Raw genomic sequence first — 20,508 nt, forward strand, 5'->3', positions numbered from 1 at the left:
CGGGCGTGGGGGCGGGTGTCGCTAGGGTCGGTCGACCTCGGAGACGAGCCGCGACGACGCGTCGACATCCACTGGCGCGTCACGATGCCGCACGATCACGTTCGCGTCGCGCGCGAGGCGCGCGGCGAGCGTTTCCGCGATGAACACCGAGCGATGCTGGCCGCCCGTGCAGCCGATGGCGACGGTCAGATAGCTGCGGTTGTCGTCGCGGAAGTGCGGCAGCCATTTCATCAGGAACGCATGGATGTCGTCGATCATCTGGTGGACGATCGGCAGTGCGTCGAGAAAGGCGATGACCGGCTGGTCGAGCCCGGTGAGCGGGCGCAGCTCGTGGTCGTAGTACGGGTTCGGCAGCGCGCGCACGTCGAACATCAGGTCGGCGTCGAGCGGCACGCCGCGCTTGAAGCCGAACGATTCGAACATCACCATCAGGTCGTTGTTCTTCTGCTCGATGAAGCGCTTGACCCAGGTGCGCAGTGCGTTCGCGCGCAGCGTGCTGGTGTCGATCTGATGGCCGAATTCGGCGAGCGGTGCGACGAGCTCGCGCTCGCGCTCGATCGCTTCCTCGAGCGACGACAGCAGGCCGACGTCCGCATCGTGCGACCGCGAGCCGGACAGCGGATGGCGGCGGCGCGTTTCGGAGAAGCGCTGGATCAGCGCCTGGGTGCTCGCGTTGAGGAACAGCACGCGCACGTCGTGCTCGCGGGACAGCTCGCGGATCAGGCCGGGCATTTCGTCGAGCGACGCGCTCGAGCGCGCGTCGATCGCGACCGCGAGCCGGCGCTGGCCGTCCTGCGCGAGGTAGCGGGCGAGTTCGGGGAGCACGTGCGGCGGCAGGTTGTCGACGCAGTAATAGCCTGCGTCTTCGAGCGCGTTCAGCGCGACGGACTTGCCTGAGCCGGAGATGCCGGTGATGAGGACGATGCGCATGGGAACAGAGAATCCTGACGTTTCATCATAGCACCGGCTCGACGCGTCGGCGTTGCGCGGCCGGCGCGTGCGGGTTACACCAGTTTGCCGGGGAACTGACTGTCGGGGTCCTGCATCGCGAGTCGTTGCCGATCCATGAAATCGCGCAACGTGTCGATTCCGCGCAACTGCAGGATCGTGTTCCGGACGGCCGCCTCGACGAGCACCGCGAGGTTGCGGCCGGCTGCGACCTGGATCGTGACCTTGCTGATCGGCAAGCCGAGCACGTCGACGGTCTGGCTTTCGAGCGGCAAGCGCTGGAATTCGCCGTCGGGGCGCCGCACGAGCTGGACGATCAGCTTCAGCTTCATTTTCCGCCGCACCGCGGTTTCGCCGAAGATCGTCTTGATGTCGAGCAGGCCGAGGCCGCGCACTTCGAGCAGGTTCTGCAGCAGCGGCGGGCAGCGCCCTTCGACGAAATCGGGGCCAAGACGGACGAAATCGACCGCGTCGTCGGCGACGAGGCCATGGCCGCGGCTGATCAGCTCGAGGCCGAGCTCGCTCTTGCCGAGACCCGAATCGCCGGTCAGCAGCACGCCCATCCCGAGGATGTCGAGGAACACGCCGTGCAGCGTCGCGCGCGGCGCGAGGATGCGCGACATGTAGAGCCGCAGGCTGTCGATCACCGCGGCGGCCGACATCGGCGTCGTGAACAGCGGCGTGGACGAGCGCGTGCAGCGCAGCACCAGCTCGGGCGGCGCCGCGGCGCCGCCGGCGACGACGAGGAACGGCGGTTCGAGTGCGATCAGCTCGGCCATGTGGCGCGAGCGGTCTTCGTCGGTCTGGCGCTGGTAGTAGTCGATTTCGGCTTCGCCGAGCACCTGGATCCGGTTCGGGTGGATCAGGTTCAGGTGGCCGACGAGGTCGGCGCTGGACGTTGCGTTGCCGACCGTGTCGGCCGAAAAGCCGCGTTCCCAGCCTTCATGCCCCGTCAGCCAGCTCAGTTTCAGCGTCGCTGCGTTGTCGTCGAAGATGCTCTGGGCGTTGATGCTGGACGTATCCATGACTCTCGTCACTCCAATGGGCCGGTGCGGGCGCGCGGCGACGGACGTCGCCATGCCGGGCCGGCGCCGGGCGGCCCTGGACGGCGGCGCGTGCCGCCTCGTACGGGGAAATATTCCGCCCGGAACAACTCAAGGTTGCCACTGAGTGAGCAGGCGATGCAACTCGGCGATATCCGTTTCGTTGTGCAGACGCTCGCGCGCGTCGCGATCGGACAGCAGTTGCGCGATTTCCGACAGGATCTCGAGGTGCTGCTGGGTGGCTTGCTCGGGGACGAGCAGGAAGATCAGGAGGCCGACAGGCTGGCCGTCGGGCGCTTCGAACGGGATCGCATCGGCGAGGCGGACGAACGCGGCGAGCGGATGCTTGAGGCCCTTGATGCGGCCGTGCGGAATCGCGACACCTTCGCCGAGCCCGGTCGAACCGAGGCGCTCGCGCGCGAACAGGTTGTCCGTGACGGTGCTGCGACCGATGCCGTTCTGATTCTCGAACATCAGCCCGGCTTGTTCGAAGACGCGTTTCTTGCTGGTGACCGAGAGGTCGATGACGACGTTCTCTATGGGCAGGATTTTGGCTAGGCGATTCATGTTGGCAGGCGATTGGGCGGCCTGGGGTCTCCTTGCGGCGGCGGACTGATTTACCATGTTCGGCGATATCAAGGCATGTGGCATGGCAACCTGCAACGCCGCTACCGCATCCAACACCCCCCGGCGATAACCGGAACATTATAGAGCACAGCCGCGTGCGTGGCGCAGCACGGACGGACCGGTTGCACCTGTGCTCGGCGTGGCAAAAAAAACGCCCGGCGAACCGGGCGGCGTGCGTGTTGCGGTGACGGTTATTGCGGCGGCAGTTCGATCTGGTCGATCGACGGCTGCAGCTTGATCGGATCGTGCGCATGCGTTTGCAGGCGCTCCATGTGCTTGACGACCTGGCGATCCAGCTTGTCGATCAACAGATCGATCGCGGCATACAGGTTGCCGTTCGCGCTTTCGACGAAGATGTCCTTGCCCTTCAGGTGCAGGTTGATTTCCGCGCGCTGCTGCTTGTCCTTTTCCTTGTGGTTGTCGACCGAGAGGATCACAGTGCCATCGATCACCTGATCGCTATGCCGTAGCACCCGGTCCAGCTTGGTGATCACGTATTCGCGAATGGCAGGCGTGACTTCGAGATGATGTCCACTGATCTTCAGGTTCATAGTGCTTCTCCAAGCGAGTGACCACCCGGCCGCATCGAGGCGGCGCTCCGGTCGACTTGCCCGTGCCGCACGAAGGCGGCGTATCGCGGACAGGTCGCCCGGCCTGTTCCCCGTGTGCGCGGTGGTCGGGACACGCCTGCCGCCGGGCAGGCAGCAGGCTTAAAGAGACTTGCGCAGATTCACTGCCGGGATCTTGAGGGCTTCGCGATATTTCGCAACCGTGCGGCGCGCGACCACGAAACCCTGTTCTGCCAGCAGCTCGGCAATGCGGCTGTCCGAAAGTGGCGATTTTGGGTCTTCAGCTCCTATCAGTTGCTTGATGAGGGCTCGGATGGCGGTCGACGACGCGGCGCCACCGGTGTCGGTCGAGACGTGAGATCCGAAGAAGTACTTAAATTCAAGCGTCCCGAACGGGGTCAGCATGTACTTCCCGGTTGTCACACGGCTGACAGTCGACTCGTGTAGGCCCAGCGTATCAGCTATTTCCCGCAAAACCAAGGGGCGCATGGCAATTTCACCGTGCGCAAAGAAGTTCTTTTGACGCTCGACAATAGCCTGCGCGACACGCAGGATCGTGTCGAATCGCTGCTGGATATTCTTGATCAGCCAGCGCGCTTCCTGGAGCTGCTGTTTCAGCGATCCGGCCGACGGATCGCCGCGGCTGTTGCGCAGGATGTTCGCGTACAGGTTGTTGATCCGCAGGCGCGGCACGACCTCCGGATTGAGCTCCGCGAGCCAGCCCTGGCCGGCCTTCTTCACGATGATGTCGGGCACGACGTAGTCGGCCTCGGCCTTGCCGTACGCGGCGCCGGGGAACGGCTCCAGCGAGCGGATCAGCGCATGCGCGTCGCGCAGCGCGTCGTCGCTCGCCTTCAGGTGCTTGCGCAACCGGGTGAAGTCGCGTGCGGCGAGCAGCTCGAGATGCTGCGACACGATCTCCAGCGCGAGCGTACGCGTGGGGGACGGATCGAGGCGCAGCAGCTGCAGCTTCAGGCATTCGGACGCCGAGCGCGCGCCGACGCCGGCCGGGTCGAAGCTGTGCAGCAGCGCGAGCGCCGCATTCAGTTCGTCGCAGTCGATTTCCAGTTCGGGCGGCAGGTCGGCGAGCACTTCGTCGAGCGTGGCGGTCAGGTAGCCGTCGTCGTCGAGCGATTCGATCAGGAACATCACGAGCGCGCGATCGCGCGGGCCGGCCTGCGTGACGCGCAACTGCGCGGCGAGGTGGTCGCGCAGCGACGTCGCGGCTTCCTGCACCTGCAGCGGCGGCAGGTCGTCGTCGTCGGACGCGCCGCTCGAGCGGCCGTATTCGTCGAGGTTCCACTGCGGGCCGTCGTTGCCGTCGCCGGACCCGTAACCGTCGTATTCGTCGGCGCCGGCCGGCTCGTCGCGCTCGGCGCGGTCGCTGGACGTGCTGCTGCCGTTCGTCGCGGCCGGCTCGGTGTTCTGTGCGGGCGGCGTCTGCGCGATCAGCGATCCGTCCGCCGCGACGCGCAGCGGGCTGGCGATCCATTCGTCGTCGTTCTCGAGCAGCGGATTCTGCGCGACGGCCATCGCGACTTCCTGCTGCAATTCGAGCGTCGACAACTGCAGGAGCCGGATCGACTGCTGCAGCTGAGGCGTCAGCGCAAGATGTTGCGACAGGCGGAGTTGAAGGCTGGCTTTCATGGCAAGGAGGGAGTCATACCGGCAGTTTGCCACGACCCAGGCGCATTGAGCCATCCGCGATTACGCGCGGCGCGCCGCCCGGCCGCGGGCAGGGCCGCGGGCGTGGATGCAAAGCGGGGCGCAGCCCCGCGCGGCGATGCCGGGCGGGGTGCAGCCAGCCACGAGGAGGACGTTACATGCGGAAGTGTTCGCCGAGGTACACGCGGCGCACGCTTTCGTTTTCGATGATTTCGCTCGGCGCGCCGGCGGCCAGCACCGACCCGTCGCTGATGATGTACGCGTGGTCGCAGATGCCGAGCGTTTCGCGGACGTTGTGGTCCGTGATCAGCACGCCGATGTTGCGCTGCTTCAGGAACTTGACGATCTTCTGGATCTCGAGCACCGCGATCGGGTCGACGCCGGCGAACGGTTCGTCGAGCAGGATGAAGTTCGGGTTGGTCGCGAGCGCGCGTGCGATTTCGACGCGGCGCCGTTCGCCGCCCGACAGCGACAGCGCGGGGTTCTCGCGCAGGTGGCCGATCTGCAGCTCGTCGAGCAGCGCTTCGGTGCGCGACGAAATCGCGTCCTTCGACAGGCGCTTGCCGTCCTCGCCGTACTGCAGCTCGAGCACCGCGCGGATGTTTTCCTCGACGGTCAGCTTGCGGAACACGGACGCTTCCTGCGGCAGGTACGACAGGCCGAGCGATGCGCGCTTGTGGATCGGCAGCAGGCCGATCGAGCTGCCGTTCAGCGAGATCTCGCCCGCGTCCGTCGGCACGAGGCCGACGATCATGTAGAACGACGTGGTCTTGCCGGCGCCGTTCGGGCCGAGCAGGCCGACGACTTCGCCGCTCTTCACGTCGAGCGACACGTCCTTGACGACCGTGCGCGAGCCATAGCGCTTCTTCAGGTTGCGGACGACGAGCGAACTCGTCGTGCCGGCCGGCTGGCGGTTCGGAAGCGCGTTCATTGGCCCGGTGCTCCCTGGATCGTGGTCGACGGCGACAGCTTGGCCGGCGCGCCGTTCAGCGGCGCGGGGCCGCCGTTCTTCGGCGACAGCATCGCGCGCACGCGGCCGTTCGGGTTGCCCGGCGCCGCGACGTCCTTGCCGCCCTTCGCGGTGTAGAAGTCGCGCTGGCCGTCGTACGTGATCACGCTGCCGTGCACGGTGTCGGCGACCGTCGACGTGCCCTGCAGGCGGCGCACGGTCGCGGCGGTGGTCAGCGTGGTCAGGTCCTGCTTGCCGTCGTAGTCGATGCGCTCGGCGTCGCCGTCGATGTATTCGTCGAGGCCTTCGCGCTTCTGGCGGAACGTCGCGTGCTTCTTGCCGCTGCCGAACGACGTCGCGTACTGATAGCCTTCCGGGTCCTGGCGCACTTCGACGCGATCGCCCTTGATGATGATCGTGCCCTTCGTGATCACGACGTTGCCGGTCGCGACCGTGACCTGCTTCAGGTCGTCGTAGGTCAGGTTGTCGGCCTCGACGTTGATCGGCTTGTTCTGGTCGGCCTTCTCGGCATGGGCGAGCGGCGCCAGCCCGACGAGCGGGAGCGCCACGAGCGTCGCGGCGAGCGCGGCGCGGACGGCGCGCGCAGCGCCGCCGGAAATCAGTCGAGGGAACGGTTCGTTCATGCAGTCACGTGAGGGATGCGTCACTTGGGTTGACCTTTCGAGCCGCCGGACGTGTCCGCCGCGGCAATCGTGCCGCGCACGTTGCCGTAAAGCTCGATGACCCGGGTGACGTTGTTGTACTTCATGCCGTCGGTCGCGTTGACGAGCGACAGGCCGCGCTGAAGTTTAACCGGCTTTTCGGTCTGGATCACATCGTCATTGACGAAGATCCGGAAATGCTGCGAATCGGCCTGCATCTGCGGATCGCCGCCGCCGGCCGCGCGCAGGATGCGCGCATCGTCGTACAAATCGACGATCGACACGTCGCCGTTGACGGTGCCGCGCTTCGCGGTGGTCGTCACGACCGGCTTGCCGGGCTGGAACGCGCGCATGGCCGGATCGGTCAGGTCGCTGCCTTCCGTGTCTTCGTAATGAACCAGCTTCGCGGCCGTCAGCCGGTACTGGGTCGTGCCGGTCTGGTCGAGCTCGGTGACCGAGAAGTTGTCCGCGAAATAGTCGGGCGTGTGGCGTTTCGGCTGCGCGACGCCCTCGCCGGGCGGCGGCAGCGTGGCCTGCAGCAGCCACCAGGTGACGCCCGCGAGCGCGGCGACCGCGGCGAGCGGCAGCATCTGGGTCCAGCGGAAATGCGTGCTCATCGGTCAGGCTCCGCAGGCGGCGGCGAGCAGCGCGTCGTAGCGGCGCTGCGCGCGCAGGATCGCATCGCAGACCTCGCGCACGGCGCCGTGGCCGCCGCGGGCCTCGGCGACCCAGTGCGCGCGGGCGATCACCTCGGGGTGCGCGTTCGCGGGGGCCGTCGCGAAGCCGCAGCGCAGCAGCACCGGCAGGTCGGGCCAGTCGTCGCCCATGTAGCCGCATGCGTCGGCCGTCAGGCCGAGCGACGCGATCAGGTCGGCGAACACGGCGAGCTTGTTCTCGACGCCCTGGAACAGGTGCGCGATCTTCATTTCCTTCGCGCGCGCCGCGACGATCTCCGAGCGGCGGCCCGTGATGATCGCGGTCGCGATGCCGGCTTCGCCGAGCAGCTTCACGCCGTGGCCGTCGAGCGAATTGAACGACTTCATCGCGTCGCCGGCCGCGGTAAACAGCAGGCCGCCGTCGGTCAGCACGCCGTCGACGTCGAAAATCATCAGCTTCACGCGGCTCGCGCGTTCGGCCGCAGTCAGCGCTGCGCTCATCAGATCACCTTCTTCGAAAACAGGTCGTGCATGTTCAGCGCGCCGATCAGCGCGCCGTCGGCATCGACGACCAGCATCTGGTTGATCCGGTGGCGCTCCATCAGTTCCACGGCCTCGACGGCCAGATGATCCGGCGCGATCGTGCGCGGGTTGCGCGTCATCACTTCGGTGATCGGCAGCGTGCGGAAGTCGCCGTCGCGGGCGAGCACGCGGCGCAGGTCGCCGTCGGTGAAGATGCCGGCGACCTTGCCGTCGGCGTCGACCACGGCCGTCATGCCGAGGCGCTTCGCGGTGATCTGGAACAGCGCGTCCGACAGCGTCGCATCGAGCCCGACGGACGGGACGTCGTCGCCCGAGCGCATCACGTCGCGTACGTAGGTGAGCAGGCGCCGGCCGAGCGCGCCGCCCGGATGTGAGCGCGCGAAATCTTCCGAACCGAAGCCGCGCGCGTCGAGCACGGCGACGGCGAGTGCGTCGCCGAGCGCGAGCGCGGCGGTCGTGCTTGCGGTGGGCGCGAGGTTCAGCGGGCACGCTTCCTTCGACACCGCGGCGTTCAGGTGCACGTCGGCGAGCGTGCCGAGGCTCGACCCCGCGCGGCCCGTGATCGCGATCAGCTTCGCGCCGATCCGCTTCACGAGCGGCAGGATCGCGACGAGTTCTTCCGATTCGCCGGAATAGGAGATGCCGATGAAGACGTCGTCGGAGGTGACCATCCCGAGGTCGCCGTGGCTGGCCTCGGCAGGGTGGACAAAGAAGGCCGGCGTACCGGTGCTGGCCAGCGTGGCTGCGATCTTGCGGGCGATATGCCCCGATTTGCCGATCCCGGAGACCACGACGCGGCCGCGGCAGCCGAGCAGCAGCGCCACGGCCTCGACGAAGCCGCCGTCGAGCTGGTCGCGCAGCGCGCGCACGGCGTCCGCCTCGATGTCGAGCACGTCGCGGGCGAGCGCGAGCGCCCGATCATCATTGATTTTCGCTATCATGCGCGGAGTATAGCAAAGGCGTTTGTTCGCCGCGCCGCGCCTTCGGACTCGTCCGAAGCAGCCTGTCCACCGCCACCACCCCGCGCCCGCATTGCCGTGGCCCCGACGAACGAGGACGCTTCGCCCGTGATTTCCCCGCTCGAAATGACCCTGCTGCTGCTGCTGGCCTCGGTGGTGGGCGTCGTCGTATTCCGCTCGTTGAACCTGCCGCCGATGCTCGGCTACCTGACCGTCGGCATTCTGGTCGGCCCGCACGCGCTTGGCATCACGGCGGATCTCGAACGGGCCGAGCACCTCGCGGAATTCGGCGTGGTGTTCCTGATGTTCTCGATCGGCCTCGAATTCTCGCTGGCGAAGCTGAGGTCGATGCAGCGGCTCGTGTTCGGGCTCGGGCTGCTGCAGGTCGTCGCGACGCTGGTACTCGCGCTCGCGCTCGGCGCGCTGTTCGAGCGCTGGGAGCATCTCACATGGCAGGGCAGCATCGCGCTCGGCGGCGCGCTCGCGATGTCGTCGACGGCGATCGTGTCGAAGATGCTTGCCGAGCGGCTCGAGATCGAGACCGAGCACGGCCGCAACATCTTCGGCGTGCTGCTGTTCCAGGATCTCGCGGTCGTGCCGCTGCTGATCGTGATCGCCGCGTTCGGCGCCGAATCGTCGAAGGACCTCGCGCTCACGCTCGGCGTCGCGGCGGTCAAGATCGTGATCGCGCTCGCGCTGCTGCTCGTCATCGGCCAGCGCTTCATGACGCGCTGGCTCAACGTCGTCGCGCGGCGCCGCTCGCAGGAGCTGTTCGTGCTGAACCTGCTGCTCGTCACGCTGGGCGCCGCGTTCATCACCGACAAGTTCGGCCTGTCGCTCGCGCTCGGCGCGTTCATCGCGGGGATGCTCATTTCCGAGACGCCGTTCCGCCATCAGGTGGAGGAGGACATCAAGCCGTTCCGCGACGTGCTGCTCGGCCTGTTCTTCGTGACGACGGGGATGCTGCTCGATCCGCGCGTGATCTGGGAGCATCCGTTGATCGTGCTTGGCTTCTTCGTCGGGCAGATCCTGTTCAAGGCGACGATGATCGCCGGGCTCGCGCGGCTGTTCGGCGCGACGCCGGGCGTCGCGATGCGCACGGGGATCGGCCTCGCGCAGGCCGGCGAATTCGGCTTCGTGCTGCTGAACCTGATCCTCGACCGGCATCTCGTCGATTCGACGCTGCTGCAGGCGATCCTCGCGTCGATGCTGCTGTCGATGCTCGCCGCGCCGTTCCTGATTCAGAACGCCGACCGCATCGTGATGCGGCTGTCGTCGACCGAATGGATGCAGCAGTCGCTGCAGATGACGCGGATCGCGACGCAAAGCCTGAAGCAGCGCGGCCACGTGATCATCTGCGGCTACGGTCGTGCCGGGCAGAACCTCGCGCGCATGCTCGAGCAGGAAGGTATTTCGTACGTCGCGCTCGACCTCGACCCCGATCGCGTGAGCGCGGCCGCGACGGCCGGCGAATCGGTCGTGTTTGGCGACGCCGCGCGCCGTGAATCGCTGCTCGCGGCCGGTATCCATCGGGCGGCGGCCGTCGCGATCACCTACGCGAACACGCCGTCCGCGCTGCGCGTGCTGCATCACGTGCACGAGCTGGAGCCGACGCTGCCGGCGATCGTGCGCACCGTCGACGACGCCGATCTCGAGAAGCTGCTCGCGGCCGGCGCGACCGAGGTGATTCCGGAAATCGTCGAGGGCAGCCTGATGCTCGCGTCGCACACGCTGGTGCTGGTCGGCGTGCCGATGCGCAAGGTCGTGCGGCGCGTCGAGGAGATGCGCGACGAGCGCTACAGCCTGCTGCGCGGCTACTTCCGCGGCGCGGACGATGCGGACGACGACGACCACGAGCAGGTGCGGCTACAATCGGTGCCGGTCGATGCGCGTGCGGACGCAGTCGGGCGTTCGCTGGAAGAACTCGGGCTGTACGCGCTCGGGCTGGAAGTCACGGCGATCCGCCGGCACGGCATCCGCGGCGTCGAACCCGATCCGCAGACCAAGCTGCGCGCGAGCGACATCGTGGTGCTGCGCGGGCTGCCCGAGGCACTCGCGCTCGCGGAGGAGCGGTTGTCGCGCCATCGGCGCGATCCGCCGGCCGCGGCCGCATGAGCCGCGATTCACAACCTGACCCGTATTGATCAGAAACGGTGCCCGATCTTCGCGCACCGTTTTTTTCGGAGAGTTTCATGCCGCATTCGTCGTCGGGCGCACCGCTCGATCCGGTCGCCTTCATCCACAGCCAGATCCGCACGGTGCCCGACTGGCCGCAGCCGGGCGTGCAGTTCCGCGACATCACGACGCTGCTGCAGAGCCCGAAGGCGCTGCGCATCCTGGTCGACCTGTTCGTCGAACGCTATGTCGACGCGAAGCTCGACTACGTCGCGGGCCTCGACGCGCGCGGCTTCATCATCGCGCCGATCGTCGCGTACGAGCTGAGCGTCGGCTTCGTGCCGATCCGCAAGGTCGGCAAGCTGCCGTACAAGACGCGCTCGGAATCGTACGACCTCGAATACGGCAGCGCGACGGTCGAGATCCACGAAGATGCGTGCAAGCCCGGCGACCGCGTGATCATCATGGACGACCTGATCGCGACCGGCGGCACGATGATGGCGGGGCGCAACCTGCTGCAGCGGCTCGGCGCGGTGGTCGTCGAAGGCGCGGCGATCATCGACCTGCCCGATCTCGGCGGCTCGACGCTGCTGCGCGACGCCGGACTGCCGGTCTATACCGTTACCGAATTCGCCGGCCACTGAACGCCGGTCCGCTCCCGGGGCCAGCCGCGCCGGCTTGCCCCGGTTCACGCTTGGTTCACCTTCCGCAGCGAGGTCACGATGCCCAACTTCATGCTGTTTCTCGCCACGTCGGTTGCGATCACGTTCGCGCCGGGTCCCGACAACCTGCAGGTGCTCGCACGCGGCATCTCGCAGGGCCGCGCGGCCGGCTTCGTCGCCGCGCTCGGCTTCACGGCCGGGATCCTGTTCCACACGACGCTCGCGGCGCTCGGCGTCGCGGCCGTGCTGCGTTCGTCGCCGGTCGCGTTCCAGATCCTGAAGCTCGCGGGCGCCGCGTACCTCGTGTGGATCGGCATCAAGGCGCTGCGCAGCCAGGGCCTCGCGAACGCGCATGCGCGCCCGCCGCAGCCGCTCGCCACGATCTTCCGGCAGAGCGTGATCGGCAACCTGATGAACCCGAAGGTCACGCTGTTCTTCGTCGTGTTCCTGCCGCAATTCGTCGATCCGCACGGCGCGCAAAGCGTGACGCTGCAGATGTTCGAGCTCGGCGCGCTGTTCATGCTGCAGACGGCCGCCGTTTTCTCGCTGTTCGGCGTCGGCGCGGGCATGATCGGCGCGTGGCTGAAGCGCCGCCCGAAGGCCGGCGTGTGGCTCGACCGGATCGCCGGCGCGACGTTCATCGCGATCGGCATCCGCGTCGCGCTGAAGGACTGAGCGCGATGACGTTTCCGTGCATCGCGGCCGCGCGCCGCTTCGATCCGGCCGCGCACCTGCGTTTCGAGATCGCCGGCCAGGCGGTCGGCTGGGTGCGCCGCCAGGACGTCGCGAAGCTCGCGCGCTGGCCCGACGTGTTCGAGCTGACCGCCGAGCGGGTCGTGCTGTCGGCGCGCTACGATTCGGTCGACGCGCGCAGCATGGCGCTGGCCAGCGCGATCGGCGCGCTCGCCGCCGAAGGCGCGATTCCCGGCTGGCGCGACGAGATCTACGCGATCCGCAACCGCTTCGACGATCCGCCGCTCGCGTACATCGAGCGCGCCGCGTCGCGCTTCTTCGGCACGCAGACCTATGCGGTGCACGTGAACGGCATCGTAGAATATGCGGTTACGCCGGGCGAGCCGCCTGCGGCGGCCGCGCCGAAGATGTGGCTCGGCCGTCGCAGCGAGACCAAGGCGACCGACCCCGGCATGCTCGACAACGTCGTCGCCGGCGGGATCGGCTGGGGGCTCGGCGTTCACGAGACGCTCGCGAAGGAATGCTGGGAAGAAGCCGGGATTCCGGCCGACCTGGCGGCGCGCGCGATCGCGGGCCGTGCGGTGCAGGTGCTGAACTCGCTGCCGGAAGGCACGCAGTCGGAACTGATCCTCGTGTACGACCTGCCGCTGCCGCACGACTTCGCGCCGCGCAACCAGGACGGCGAAGTGGCCGAGCACCTGCTGGCCGGCGTGCCCGAAGTGATCGCGTGGCTGCGCGAAGGCCGCGCGACGATGGATGCGAGCCTCGCGACGCTCGACACGCTGCTGCGCCACCGCTGGATTGCGGCGGCCGACGCGGCCGGCATCGACGCGCTGTTCGTGCCGGGCGCGTGACGCGCGCTGCGCGCGCAGCCGGGCGGCGCAAGCGGGCAATTTGACGAATACGGAAACAATGGGAGTAGCGGTCATGCCGACCGATCACAGCTTTATCTTGAAACTGTCGTGCCCCGACCGGCACGGCATCGTCCATGCGGTCTCGGGCTTCCTGTTCGAGCGCAGCAACAACATCCTCGATTCCGCGCAGTTCGGCGACAGCCGCACCAGCGAGTTCTTCATGCGCGTGCACTTCGAGCAGGACGGCGGCGGCGAGGATGCCGCGTCGGCGCTCGACACGCTTCGCAAGGAATTCGCGCCGCTCGCCGAACAGTTCTCGATGCGCTGGGAGCTGCACGATGCGGCCGTGAAGCCGCGCGTCGTGATCATGGTGTCGAAGATCGGCCACTGCCTGAACGACCTGCTGTTCCGCTATCGCACCGGCCAGTTGCCGATCGAGATTCCGGCGATCGTGTCGAATCACAAGGAGTTCTACCAGCTCGCGGCGAGCTACAACATTCCGTTCCATCACTTCCCGCTGATCGGCGGTTCGTCCGATGCCGCGAAGGCCGCGCAGGAAGCGCGCGTGCTGGAAGTGATCGACGAGCACCAGGCCGATCTGGTCGTGCTCGCGCGCTACATGCAGATCCTGTCGCCGAACATGTGCGCGCAACTCGCCGGGCGCGCGATCAACATCCACCATTCGTTCCTGCCGAGCTTCAAGGGCGCGAAGCCTTACTACCAGGCGTTCGACCGCGGCGTGAAGCTGATCGGCGCGACCGCGCATTACGTGACGACCGATCTCGACGAAGGCCCGATCATCGAGCAGGAAGTCGAGCGCGTCGACCACAGCATGACGCCCGACCAGTTGACCGCGATCGGCCGCGACGTCGAGTGCGTGACGCTCGCGCGGGCGGTGAAGTGGCACGTCGAGCACCGGATCGTGCTGAACGGGACGAAGACGGTCGTGTTCCGCTGATCCGTCGGCCGCGAAAGGCTGGCTGCGCAAGCGAAAACGCCGCGCCCTTCACGGGGCGCGGCGTTTTTGTTTGCCGTGCGCGAGCGGGCGGCTTCAGATCAGCCGCAGCAGGTACAGCTCGCGTTTCAGGTACGCATAGAAGATCGGCGCGGCGACCACGCCCGGCAGCCCGAACGCGGCTTCCATGATCAGCATCGCGAGCAGCAGCTCCCATGCGCGCGACTCGATCTGGCCGCCGATGATCTTCGCGTTCAGGAAGTATTCGAGCTTGTGGATGACCACGAGGAACGCGAGCGACGCGATCGCGGTGCCCATGCTGACCGACAGCGACACCGCGACGATCAGCGTGTTCGAGATCAGGTTGCCGATCACGGGCAGCAGGCCGACGATGAACGTGACGAGCACGAGGGTTTTCGACAGCGGCAGCCGCTGATGGAAGATCGGCAGCGCGACGAGCAGGTAGATGCCGGTGAATGCCGCGTTGATCGCCGAGATCTTGATCTGCGCGAACACGATGCGGCGGAACGCGTCGGCGAAGCGCGACACGCGCGTGACGAGCGCGGTGGACAGCGGCCGGCGCACCTTGCCCTGCTCGACGCCGATCGCGATCATCGCGCCGATGATCATCCCGAACAGCACGTGGCCGAAGCCGCGCGCGACGCTCTTGCCGCTTTGCTGGAGCTGGTCCATGTGCGAGTGCATCAGCACGGCCGCCTTCGTCTTCATCTGCTCGACGTCGACGGGCAGCAGATTGGCGATCCAGGCCGGCGTGCGTGCGCGGGTCTGCTCGACGATCTGCATCAGCTGGCCGAGCAGGCTCTGCAGGTTCGGCACCGTGTGCTCGAAATGCTCGATGATCGCGAGCGTCAGGCCGGTGAGCGCGCCGACGATCGCGATCGACAGCAGCACGACCGCGACCCAGCGCGCGCGCATGCTGGTGGTATGGCGCTCGATCACGGGTGCGATCGTGTGGATCAGCTGATAGACGAGCAGGCCGGCCAGCATCCCGCCGAGCAGCTTGAGCTCGAGGACGAGCCACATCATGACGAGCGCGAAGAGATAGCTGCCGATCTCGAGCGCCGACAGCTTCGGCAGGCTCAAGTCGCTCGTCAGCCGCACGCTGCGCAGGTGCGGCTCGCGGTTCTGCGTGTCGCGCGACTCTTGTTGCTTCTCCATCGTGGATTCCTGTTGTCCCTGTGTCGTGCCGCGGAGCACGCGGCAGAGCGCGGGTCGCCCGGCGCCGCACCGGATTGGTGCGGATGGCGAACCTTACGGCCGTAAAGTATAGCTGCCATTATGGGCTGCAAACGGGGGGTTTGGCGCGTGGTGTAAACGCAGAAGGGAAAACGAGGGGGCGCGGCCGCCCTCGACGCGCGCGCGGCCGGGCGGCCGCGCGCGGAAGGGCGGAACGGCGTCAGCCGGCCGCGACTTTGCGGGTCGGACGCTTGAGCAGCGGCGCGAGGTACTTGCCGGTGAAGCTCGCCTTGGTCTTCGCGACCTGCTCGGGCGTGCCCTGCGCGATGATCTGGCCGCCGCCGGCGCCGCCTTCGGGGCCGAGGTCGATCACCCAGTCGGCCGTCTTGATCACGTCGAGGTTGTGCTCGATGATCACGACCGTGTTGCCCTGGTCGCGCAGCCGGTGGATCACTTCGAGCAGCAGTGCGATGTCGTGGAAGTGCAGGCCGGTGGTCGGCTCGTCGAGGATGTACAGCGTGCGGCCGGTGTCGCGCTTCGACAGCTCCAGCGACAGCTTCACGCGCTGCGCCTCGCCGCCCGACAGCGTCGTGGCCGACTGGCCGAGGCGGATGTAGCCGAGGCCGACGTCGAGCAGCGTCTTCAGCTTGCGCGCGATGACCGGCACCGCGCTGAAGAACGCGTACGCGTGCTCGACCGTCATGTCGAGCACTTCGCTGATGTTCTTGCCCTTGTACTGCACTTCGAGCGTTTCGCGGTTGTAGCGCTTGCCGTGGCACACGTCGCACGGCACGTACACGTCCGGCAAAAAGTGCATCTCGACCTTCAGCACGCCGTCGCCCTGGCACGATTCGCAGCGGCCGCCCTTCACGTTGAACGAGAAGCGGCCCGGATCGTAGCCGCGCTCCTTCGACGTCGGCACGCCCGAGAACAGCTCGCGGATCGGCGTGAACAGGCCCGTGTACGTGGCCGGGTTCGAACGCGGCGTGCGGCCGATCGGCGACTGGTCGACGTTGATCACCTTGTCGAAGTGCTCGAGGCCCTCGATCGCCTCGTGCGCCGCCGGCTCGGCCGACGAGCCGTACAGGTGGCGCGCGACTGCGTGATACAGCGTGTCGTTGATCAGCGTCGACTTGCCGGAGCCCGACACGCCGGTGATGCAGGTCAAGAGGCCGACCGGCAGCTCGAGATCGACGTGCTTCAGGTTGTTGCCGTGCGCGTCGACGATGCGCAGCATCCGCTCGGGGTCGGGCGACATGCGCTCGTCCGGATACTCGATCACGCGCTTGCCGACGAGGTACTGGCCGGTCAGCGACTGCGGGTTCGACTGCACCTGCTTCGGCGTGCCTTCGGCCACCACGACGCCGCCGTGCTCGCCCGCGCCCGGGCCCATGTCGACGACGTAGTCGGCCGTGCGGATCATGTCCTCGTCGTGCTCGACGACGATCACCGAGTTGCCGAGGTCGCGCAGATGCTTGAGCGTCGCGATCAGACGGTCGTTGTCGCGCTGGTGCAGGCCGATCGACGGCTCGTCGAGCACGTACATCACGCCGGTGAGGCCCGAGCCGATCTGCGACGCGAGCCGGATGCGCTGCGCCTCGCCGCCCGACAAGGTCTCGGCGCTGCGCTCGAGCGACAGGTAGTCGAGGCCGACGTTGTTCAGGAAGGTCAGGCGCGCGACGATTTCCTTGATCACCTTGTCGGCGATCTCGCGCTTCGCGCCGTCGAGCGTCAGCCCGTCGAAATAGCCGAGCGCGTCGCGCAGCGGCCAGCCGCTGATTTCATAGATGCCGCGGGCATGGTCGCCGGTGCCGATCCGCACGTGGCGCGCCTCGCGGCGCAGGCGCGTGCCGTCGCACGACGGGCACGGCTGGTTGTTCTGGTACTTCGACAGCTCTTCGCGCACCGCGACCGAATCGGTCTCGCGATAGCGGCGTTCGAGGTTCGGGATGATCCCTTCGAACACGTGCTCGCGGATCGTCGTGCGGCCGCGCTCGTTGATGTACGAGAACGGGATCGTCTGCTTGCCCGAGCCGAACAGCAGCACCTTGCGGATCTTTTCGGGGAGATCCTCGAACGCGGCGTCGATGTCGAATTCGTAGAACGCCGCGAGGCTCTGCAGCATCTGGAAGTAGAACTGGTTGCGGCGGTCCCAGCCCTTCACCGCACCGGCGGCCAGCGACAGCGACGGGTGCGCGACGACCCGCTTCGGGTCGAAGAACGTGATCTGGCCGAGGCCGTCGCATTCCGGGCACGCGCCCATCGGGTTGTTGAACGAGAACAGGCGCGGCTCGAGCTCCTGCAGCGAGTACGAGCAGATCGGGCACGCAAACTTCGAGCTGAACAGGTGTTCGCGGTCGGTATCCATCTCGAGCGCGATCGCGCGGCCGTCGGCGAGGCGCAGCGCCGTCTCGAACGATTCGGCGAGCCGCTGCTTCATGTCCGGACGCACCTTCAGGCGATCGACGACGACGTCGATCGTGTGCTTGTCGTTCTTCTTCAGCTTCGGCAGCGACTCGACCTCGTAGATCTTCGCGACGCCTTCGTTCGCGGCGCCGCCGCCCGAGCGCACGCGAAAGCGCACGAAGCCCTGCGCCTGCATCTCCTCGAACAGCTCGGCGTGCTCGCCCTTGCGGTTCGCGACGACGGGCGCGAGGATCATCAGCTTGGTTTCCTCGGGCAGCGCGAGCGCCGCGTCGACCATCTGCGACACGCTCTGCGCCTCGAGCGGGATGTCGTGGTCGGGGCAGTACGGCGTGCCGACCCGTGCGTACAAAAGTCGCAGGTAGTCGTGGATTTCCGTGACCGTGCCGACGGTCGAACGCGGGTTGTGGGACGTTGCCTTCTGCTCGATCGAGATCGCCGGCGACAGCCCCTCGATCAGGTCGACGTCGGGCTTCTCCATCAGCTGCAGGAACTGGCGGGCGTACGCGGACAGGCTTTCCACGTAGCGGCGCTGGCCCTCGGCATAAAGGGTGTCGAACGCGAGCGACGACTTGCCCGACCCGGACAACCCGGTAATCACGACCAGCTTGTGGCGCGGCAGGTCGAGATTGACGTTTTTCAGGTTGTGGGTGCGTGCCCCACGGATACGGATCTGTTCCATGAACCTGGCGAAAATGGAGGGAACCAAACCTGCTACTATAACGGCTTTTCGAGACCGTCGTTTACGGCCCCCAGCCTTTACAGCAGGTGGCAGCAAGGCGACACCTGCGCCGGGAAAAGCGGTCGCGCCGCACGTTCCGCGCGGCCCGCAGGCCGCCTGCATTCGGCCCCGACGTGTCGTCCGAAAGGCCGCCAGGCCGCCGGTCCTGATCTTCCGCCGCCCGCCGCCGGGCGGACATTCCGATCATTCGAAATTCATTCCCGATGTCCAATCCGTCTGCCACGTCTTCCCGCATGACTGCGCCCGAACTGCGCGCGACCACGTCGCTCGCGGCGATCTTCGCGTTGCGCATGCTCGGCCTGTTCATGATCATGCCGGTGTTCTCGGTCTACGCGAAAACCATCCCGGGCGGCGACAACGTGCTGCTCGTCGGGATCGCGCTCGGGGCCTACGGCGTCACGCAGTCGCTGTTCTATATCTTCTACGGCTGGGCGTCCGACAAGTTCGGCCGCAAGCCGGTGATCGCCACCGGCCTCGTGATCTTCGCGCTCGGCAGCTTCGTCGCCGCGTTCGCGCACGACATCACATGGATCATCGTCGGCCGCGTGATCCAGGGGATGGGGGCCGTGTCGTCGGCGGTGCTCGCGTTCATCGCCGACCTGACCTCCGAGCAGAACCGCACGAAGGCGATGGCGATGGTCGGCGGCTCGATCGGCGTGTCGTTCGCGGTCGCGATCGTCGGCGCGCCGATCGTGTTCCACTGGGTCGGGATGAGCGGGCTGTTCGCGATCGTCGGCGTGCTGTCGATCCTCGCGATCGGCGTCGTGCTGTGGATCGTGCCCGACGCGGCGAAGCCCGTGCACGTGCCCGCGCCGTTCGCCGAGGTGCTGCACAACGTCGAGCTGCTGCGCCTGAACTTCGGCGTGCTGGTGCTGCATGCGACGCAGACGGCGCTGTTCCTCGTCGTGCCGCGCCTCTTGGTGGACGGCGGGCTGCCGGTCGCCGCGCACTGGAAGGTCTACCTGCCGGTGATGGGGCTCGCGTTCGTGATGATGGTGCCGGCGATCATCGTCGCGGAAAAACGGGGCAAGATGAAGCCGGTGCTGCTCGGCGGCATTCTGGCTATCCTGATCGGCCAATTGTTGCTCGGCAGCGCACCGCATACCATTCTGATTGTGGCGGCGATCCTGTTCGTGTACTTCCTCGGGTTCAACATCCTGGAAGCGTCGCAGCCGTCGCTCGTGTCGAAGCTCGCGCCGGGTTCGCGCAAGGGCGCGGCCACGGGGGTCTACAACACCACGCAGTCGATCGGGCTCGCGCTCGGCGGCATCGTGGGCGGCTGGCTGCTGAAGCACGGCGGCGCGAACACGGTGTTTTATACGTGCTCGGGGCTCGTTGCCGCGTGGCTTATAATCGCGGCCAGCATGAAAGCGCCGCCGCGCAAGGCCTGAATCTTGTTTCGGGCAGGCATCGGCCGCGCGCCGGCCTGTCCGGCGGGCCGTTCCGGCGATACGCGCGGGCGGCCCGGCATCGAATTTACTGGAGAAACACATGGCATCCGTCAACAAGGTCATCCTCGTCGGCAATCTCGGCGCCGATCCTGAAGTCCGTTACCTGCCGAGCGGCGACGCGGTTGCGAACATCCGTCTCGCGACGACCGACCGCTACAAGGACAAGGCAAGCGGCGATTTCAAGGAAATGACCGAGTGGCATCGCGTCGCGTTCTTCGGCCGTCTGGCGGAGATCGTCAGCGAATACCTGAAGAAGGGGTCGTCGGTCTATATCGAAGGCCGCATCCGTACGCGCAAGTGGCAGGGCCAGGACGGCCAGGACCGTTACTCGACCGAAATCGTCGCCGAACAGATGCAGATGCTCGGCGGCCGCGGCGGTTCGGGCGGCGGCGGTGGCAGCGGTGACGAAGGCGGTTATGGCGGCGGCTACGGTGGTGGTGGCGGCGGTCGCGGCGAGCAGGCGGAGCGTGGTGGCGGCGGTGGCCGTGCCGGCGGCGCAGCGCGCGGCGGTGCGGGTGGCGGCGGCCAGAGCCGTCCGAGCGCGCCGGCAGGCGGCGGCTTCGACGAGATGGACGACGATATTCCGTTCTGACTTCGCGTAAGCAAAAATTTTAAAGAAAGCCCCGCCTCGGCGGGGTTTTTTACGTCTGCAACGTAATTTTCTGATCCGAGGCTCTCACCAGTGGGGCTGCGGTCCGATGTTCGCCGGATGTAATGGTACTTTTCGTAAGGTTGATGCAAGGAGCTTTCTAGAGACGATGGGCGTGAAAGTGGGCACAAAGGGCCCCCTGCGA

General features: G+C 67.1%; 19 protein-coding genes. 7 read left to right on the plus strand and 12 right to left on the minus strand.

Features of this window, described 5'->3' with window-relative positions; translation table 11 throughout:
* Positions 1–21 precede the first annotated feature (21 nt).
* From rapZ to kdsD, 10 genes are all read right to left on the minus strand, one after another.
* Entirely contained in the window at positions 22–930 is a 909-nt protein-coding gene (rapZ, locus tag J8I33_RS30880; RefSeq protein WP_050014875.1) for an RNase adapter RapZ, read from the minus strand.
* Between the two features lie 74 nt (positions 931–1,004).
* Positions 1,005–1,973, minus strand: a complete 969-nt coding sequence (gene hprK, locus J8I33_RS30885; protein ID WP_006483133.1) for an HPr(Ser) kinase/phosphatase — start codon at positions 1,971–1,973, stop codon at positions 1,005–1,007.
* A 129-nt stretch (positions 1,974–2,102) separates the two neighbouring features.
* Complete coding sequence (locus J8I33_RS30890) at positions 2,103–2,642, minus strand: PTS sugar transporter subunit IIA (RefSeq protein ID WP_209926588.1); 540 nt, start codon at positions 2,640–2,642, stop codon at positions 2,103–2,105.
* A gap of 167 nt (positions 2,643–2,809) precedes the next feature.
* Positions 2,810–3,169: a ribosome-associated translation inhibitor RaiA gene (gene raiA, locus J8I33_RS30895; protein WP_006477786.1), complete on the minus strand. Its 360-nt coding sequence runs from the start codon at positions 3,167–3,169 to the stop codon at positions 2,810–2,812.
* Between the two features lie 159 nt (positions 3,170–3,328).
* Entirely contained in the window at positions 3,329–4,834 is a 1,506-nt protein-coding gene (locus tag J8I33_RS30900) for an RNA polymerase factor sigma-54 (RefSeq protein WP_089488830.1), read from the minus strand.
* A gap of 172 nt (positions 4,835–5,006) precedes the next feature.
* Positions 5,007–5,783, minus strand: a complete 777-nt coding sequence (gene lptB / locus J8I33_RS30905; protein WP_050014881.1) for an LPS export ABC transporter ATP-binding protein — start codon at positions 5,781–5,783, stop codon at positions 5,007–5,009.
* Entirely contained in the window at positions 5,780–6,445 is a 666-nt protein-coding gene (gene lptA, locus J8I33_RS30910) for a lipopolysaccharide transport periplasmic protein LptA (RefSeq protein WP_050014883.1), read from the minus strand. The genes lptB and lptA overlap by 4 nt, the downstream gene beginning before the upstream one ends.
* Before the next feature lie 20 nt (positions 6,446–6,465).
* Complete coding sequence (lptC, locus tag J8I33_RS30915) at positions 6,466–7,080, minus strand: LPS export ABC transporter periplasmic protein LptC (RefSeq protein ID WP_012329238.1); 615 nt, start codon at positions 7,078–7,080, stop codon at positions 6,466–6,468.
* Positions 7,081–7,083: 3 nt separating this feature from the next.
* Complete coding sequence (locus tag J8I33_RS30920) at positions 7,084–7,620, minus strand: HAD family hydrolase (RefSeq protein WP_050014885.1); 537 nt, start codon at positions 7,618–7,620, stop codon at positions 7,084–7,086.
* A complete protein-coding gene (kdsD, locus tag J8I33_RS30925) occupies positions 7,620–8,603 on the minus strand; it encodes an arabinose 5-phosphate isomerase KdsD (protein ID WP_089488829.1) in 984 nt (327 codons plus the stop codon). Before kdsD ends, J8I33_RS30920 begins: the two co-directional genes overlap by 1 nt.
* A 126-nt stretch (positions 8,604–8,729) precedes the next feature.
* Between kdsD and J8I33_RS30930 the strand changes: the two genes are divergently transcribed.
* The 5 genes from J8I33_RS30930 to purU all read left to right on the plus strand — a co-directional run bounded on the left by J8I33_RS30930 (position 8,730) and on the right by purU (position 13,903).
* Positions 8,730–10,736, plus strand: coding sequence for a monovalent cation:proton antiporter family protein (locus tag J8I33_RS30930; protein WP_050014889.1), 2,007 nt, complete (start codon positions 8,730–8,732; stop codon positions 10,734–10,736).
* Between the two features lie 77 nt (positions 10,737–10,813).
* Complete coding sequence (locus J8I33_RS30935; RefSeq protein WP_126363367.1) at positions 10,814–11,380, plus strand: adenine phosphoribosyltransferase; 567 nt, start codon at positions 10,814–10,816, stop codon at positions 11,378–11,380.
* A 78-nt stretch (positions 11,381–11,458) separates the two neighbouring features.
* On the plus strand, positions 11,459–12,073 hold the full coding sequence (locus tag J8I33_RS30940; RefSeq protein ID WP_050014892.1) for a LysE family translocator: 615 nt from the start codon (positions 11,459–11,461) through the stop codon (positions 12,071–12,073).
* 5 nt (positions 12,074–12,078) lie between these two features.
* Positions 12,079–12,945 carry an NUDIX hydrolase family protein gene (locus J8I33_RS30945; RefSeq protein WP_209926585.1) on the plus strand — a complete coding sequence of 289 codons (867 nt, stop codon included), beginning with the start codon at positions 12,079–12,081 and terminating at the stop codon, positions 12,943–12,945.
* 73 nt (positions 12,946–13,018) lie between these two features.
* On the plus strand, positions 13,019–13,903 hold the full coding sequence (gene purU, locus J8I33_RS30950; RefSeq protein ID WP_050014896.1) for a formyltetrahydrofolate deformylase: 885 nt from the start codon (positions 13,019–13,021) through the stop codon (positions 13,901–13,903).
* A 93-nt stretch (positions 13,904–13,996) separates the two neighbouring features.
* Here purU and J8I33_RS30955 read toward each other — a convergent pair whose 3' ends face one another.
* The gene (locus tag J8I33_RS30955) at positions 13,997–15,079 is read right to left on the minus strand and encodes a hypothetical protein (protein ID WP_050014898.1); all 1,083 of its coding nucleotides are present in this window, start codon (positions 15,077–15,079) and stop codon (positions 13,997–13,999) included.
* Positions 15,080–15,317: 238 nt separating this feature from the next.
* Positions 15,318–18,203 carry an excinuclease ABC subunit UvrA gene (uvrA, locus tag J8I33_RS30960; RefSeq protein ID WP_124593407.1) on the minus strand — a complete coding sequence of 962 codons (2,886 nt, stop codon included), beginning with the start codon at positions 18,201–18,203 and terminating at the stop codon, positions 15,318–15,320.
* Positions 18,204–18,466: 263 nt separating this feature from the next.
* Here uvrA and J8I33_RS30965 point away from each other — a divergent pair, with 263 nt between their 5' ends.
* Both J8I33_RS30965 and J8I33_RS30970 read left to right on the plus strand, forming a co-directional pair.
* Complete coding sequence (locus J8I33_RS30965; protein ID WP_021162585.1) at positions 18,467–19,654, plus strand: MFS transporter; 1,188 nt, start codon at positions 18,467–18,469, stop codon at positions 19,652–19,654.
* A 100-nt stretch (positions 19,655–19,754) separates the two neighbouring features.
* Complete coding sequence (locus J8I33_RS30970; protein ID WP_050014902.1) at positions 19,755–20,306, plus strand: single-stranded DNA-binding protein; 552 nt, start codon at positions 19,755–19,757, stop codon at positions 20,304–20,306.
* The last annotated feature ends 202 nt before the right edge of the window (positions 20,307–20,508 follow it).

This window comes from Burkholderia sp. AcTa6-5 (assembly GCF_017815075.1).
Taxonomy (GTDB): domain Bacteria; phylum Pseudomonadota; class Gammaproteobacteria; order Burkholderiales; family Burkholderiaceae; genus Burkholderia; species Burkholderia sola.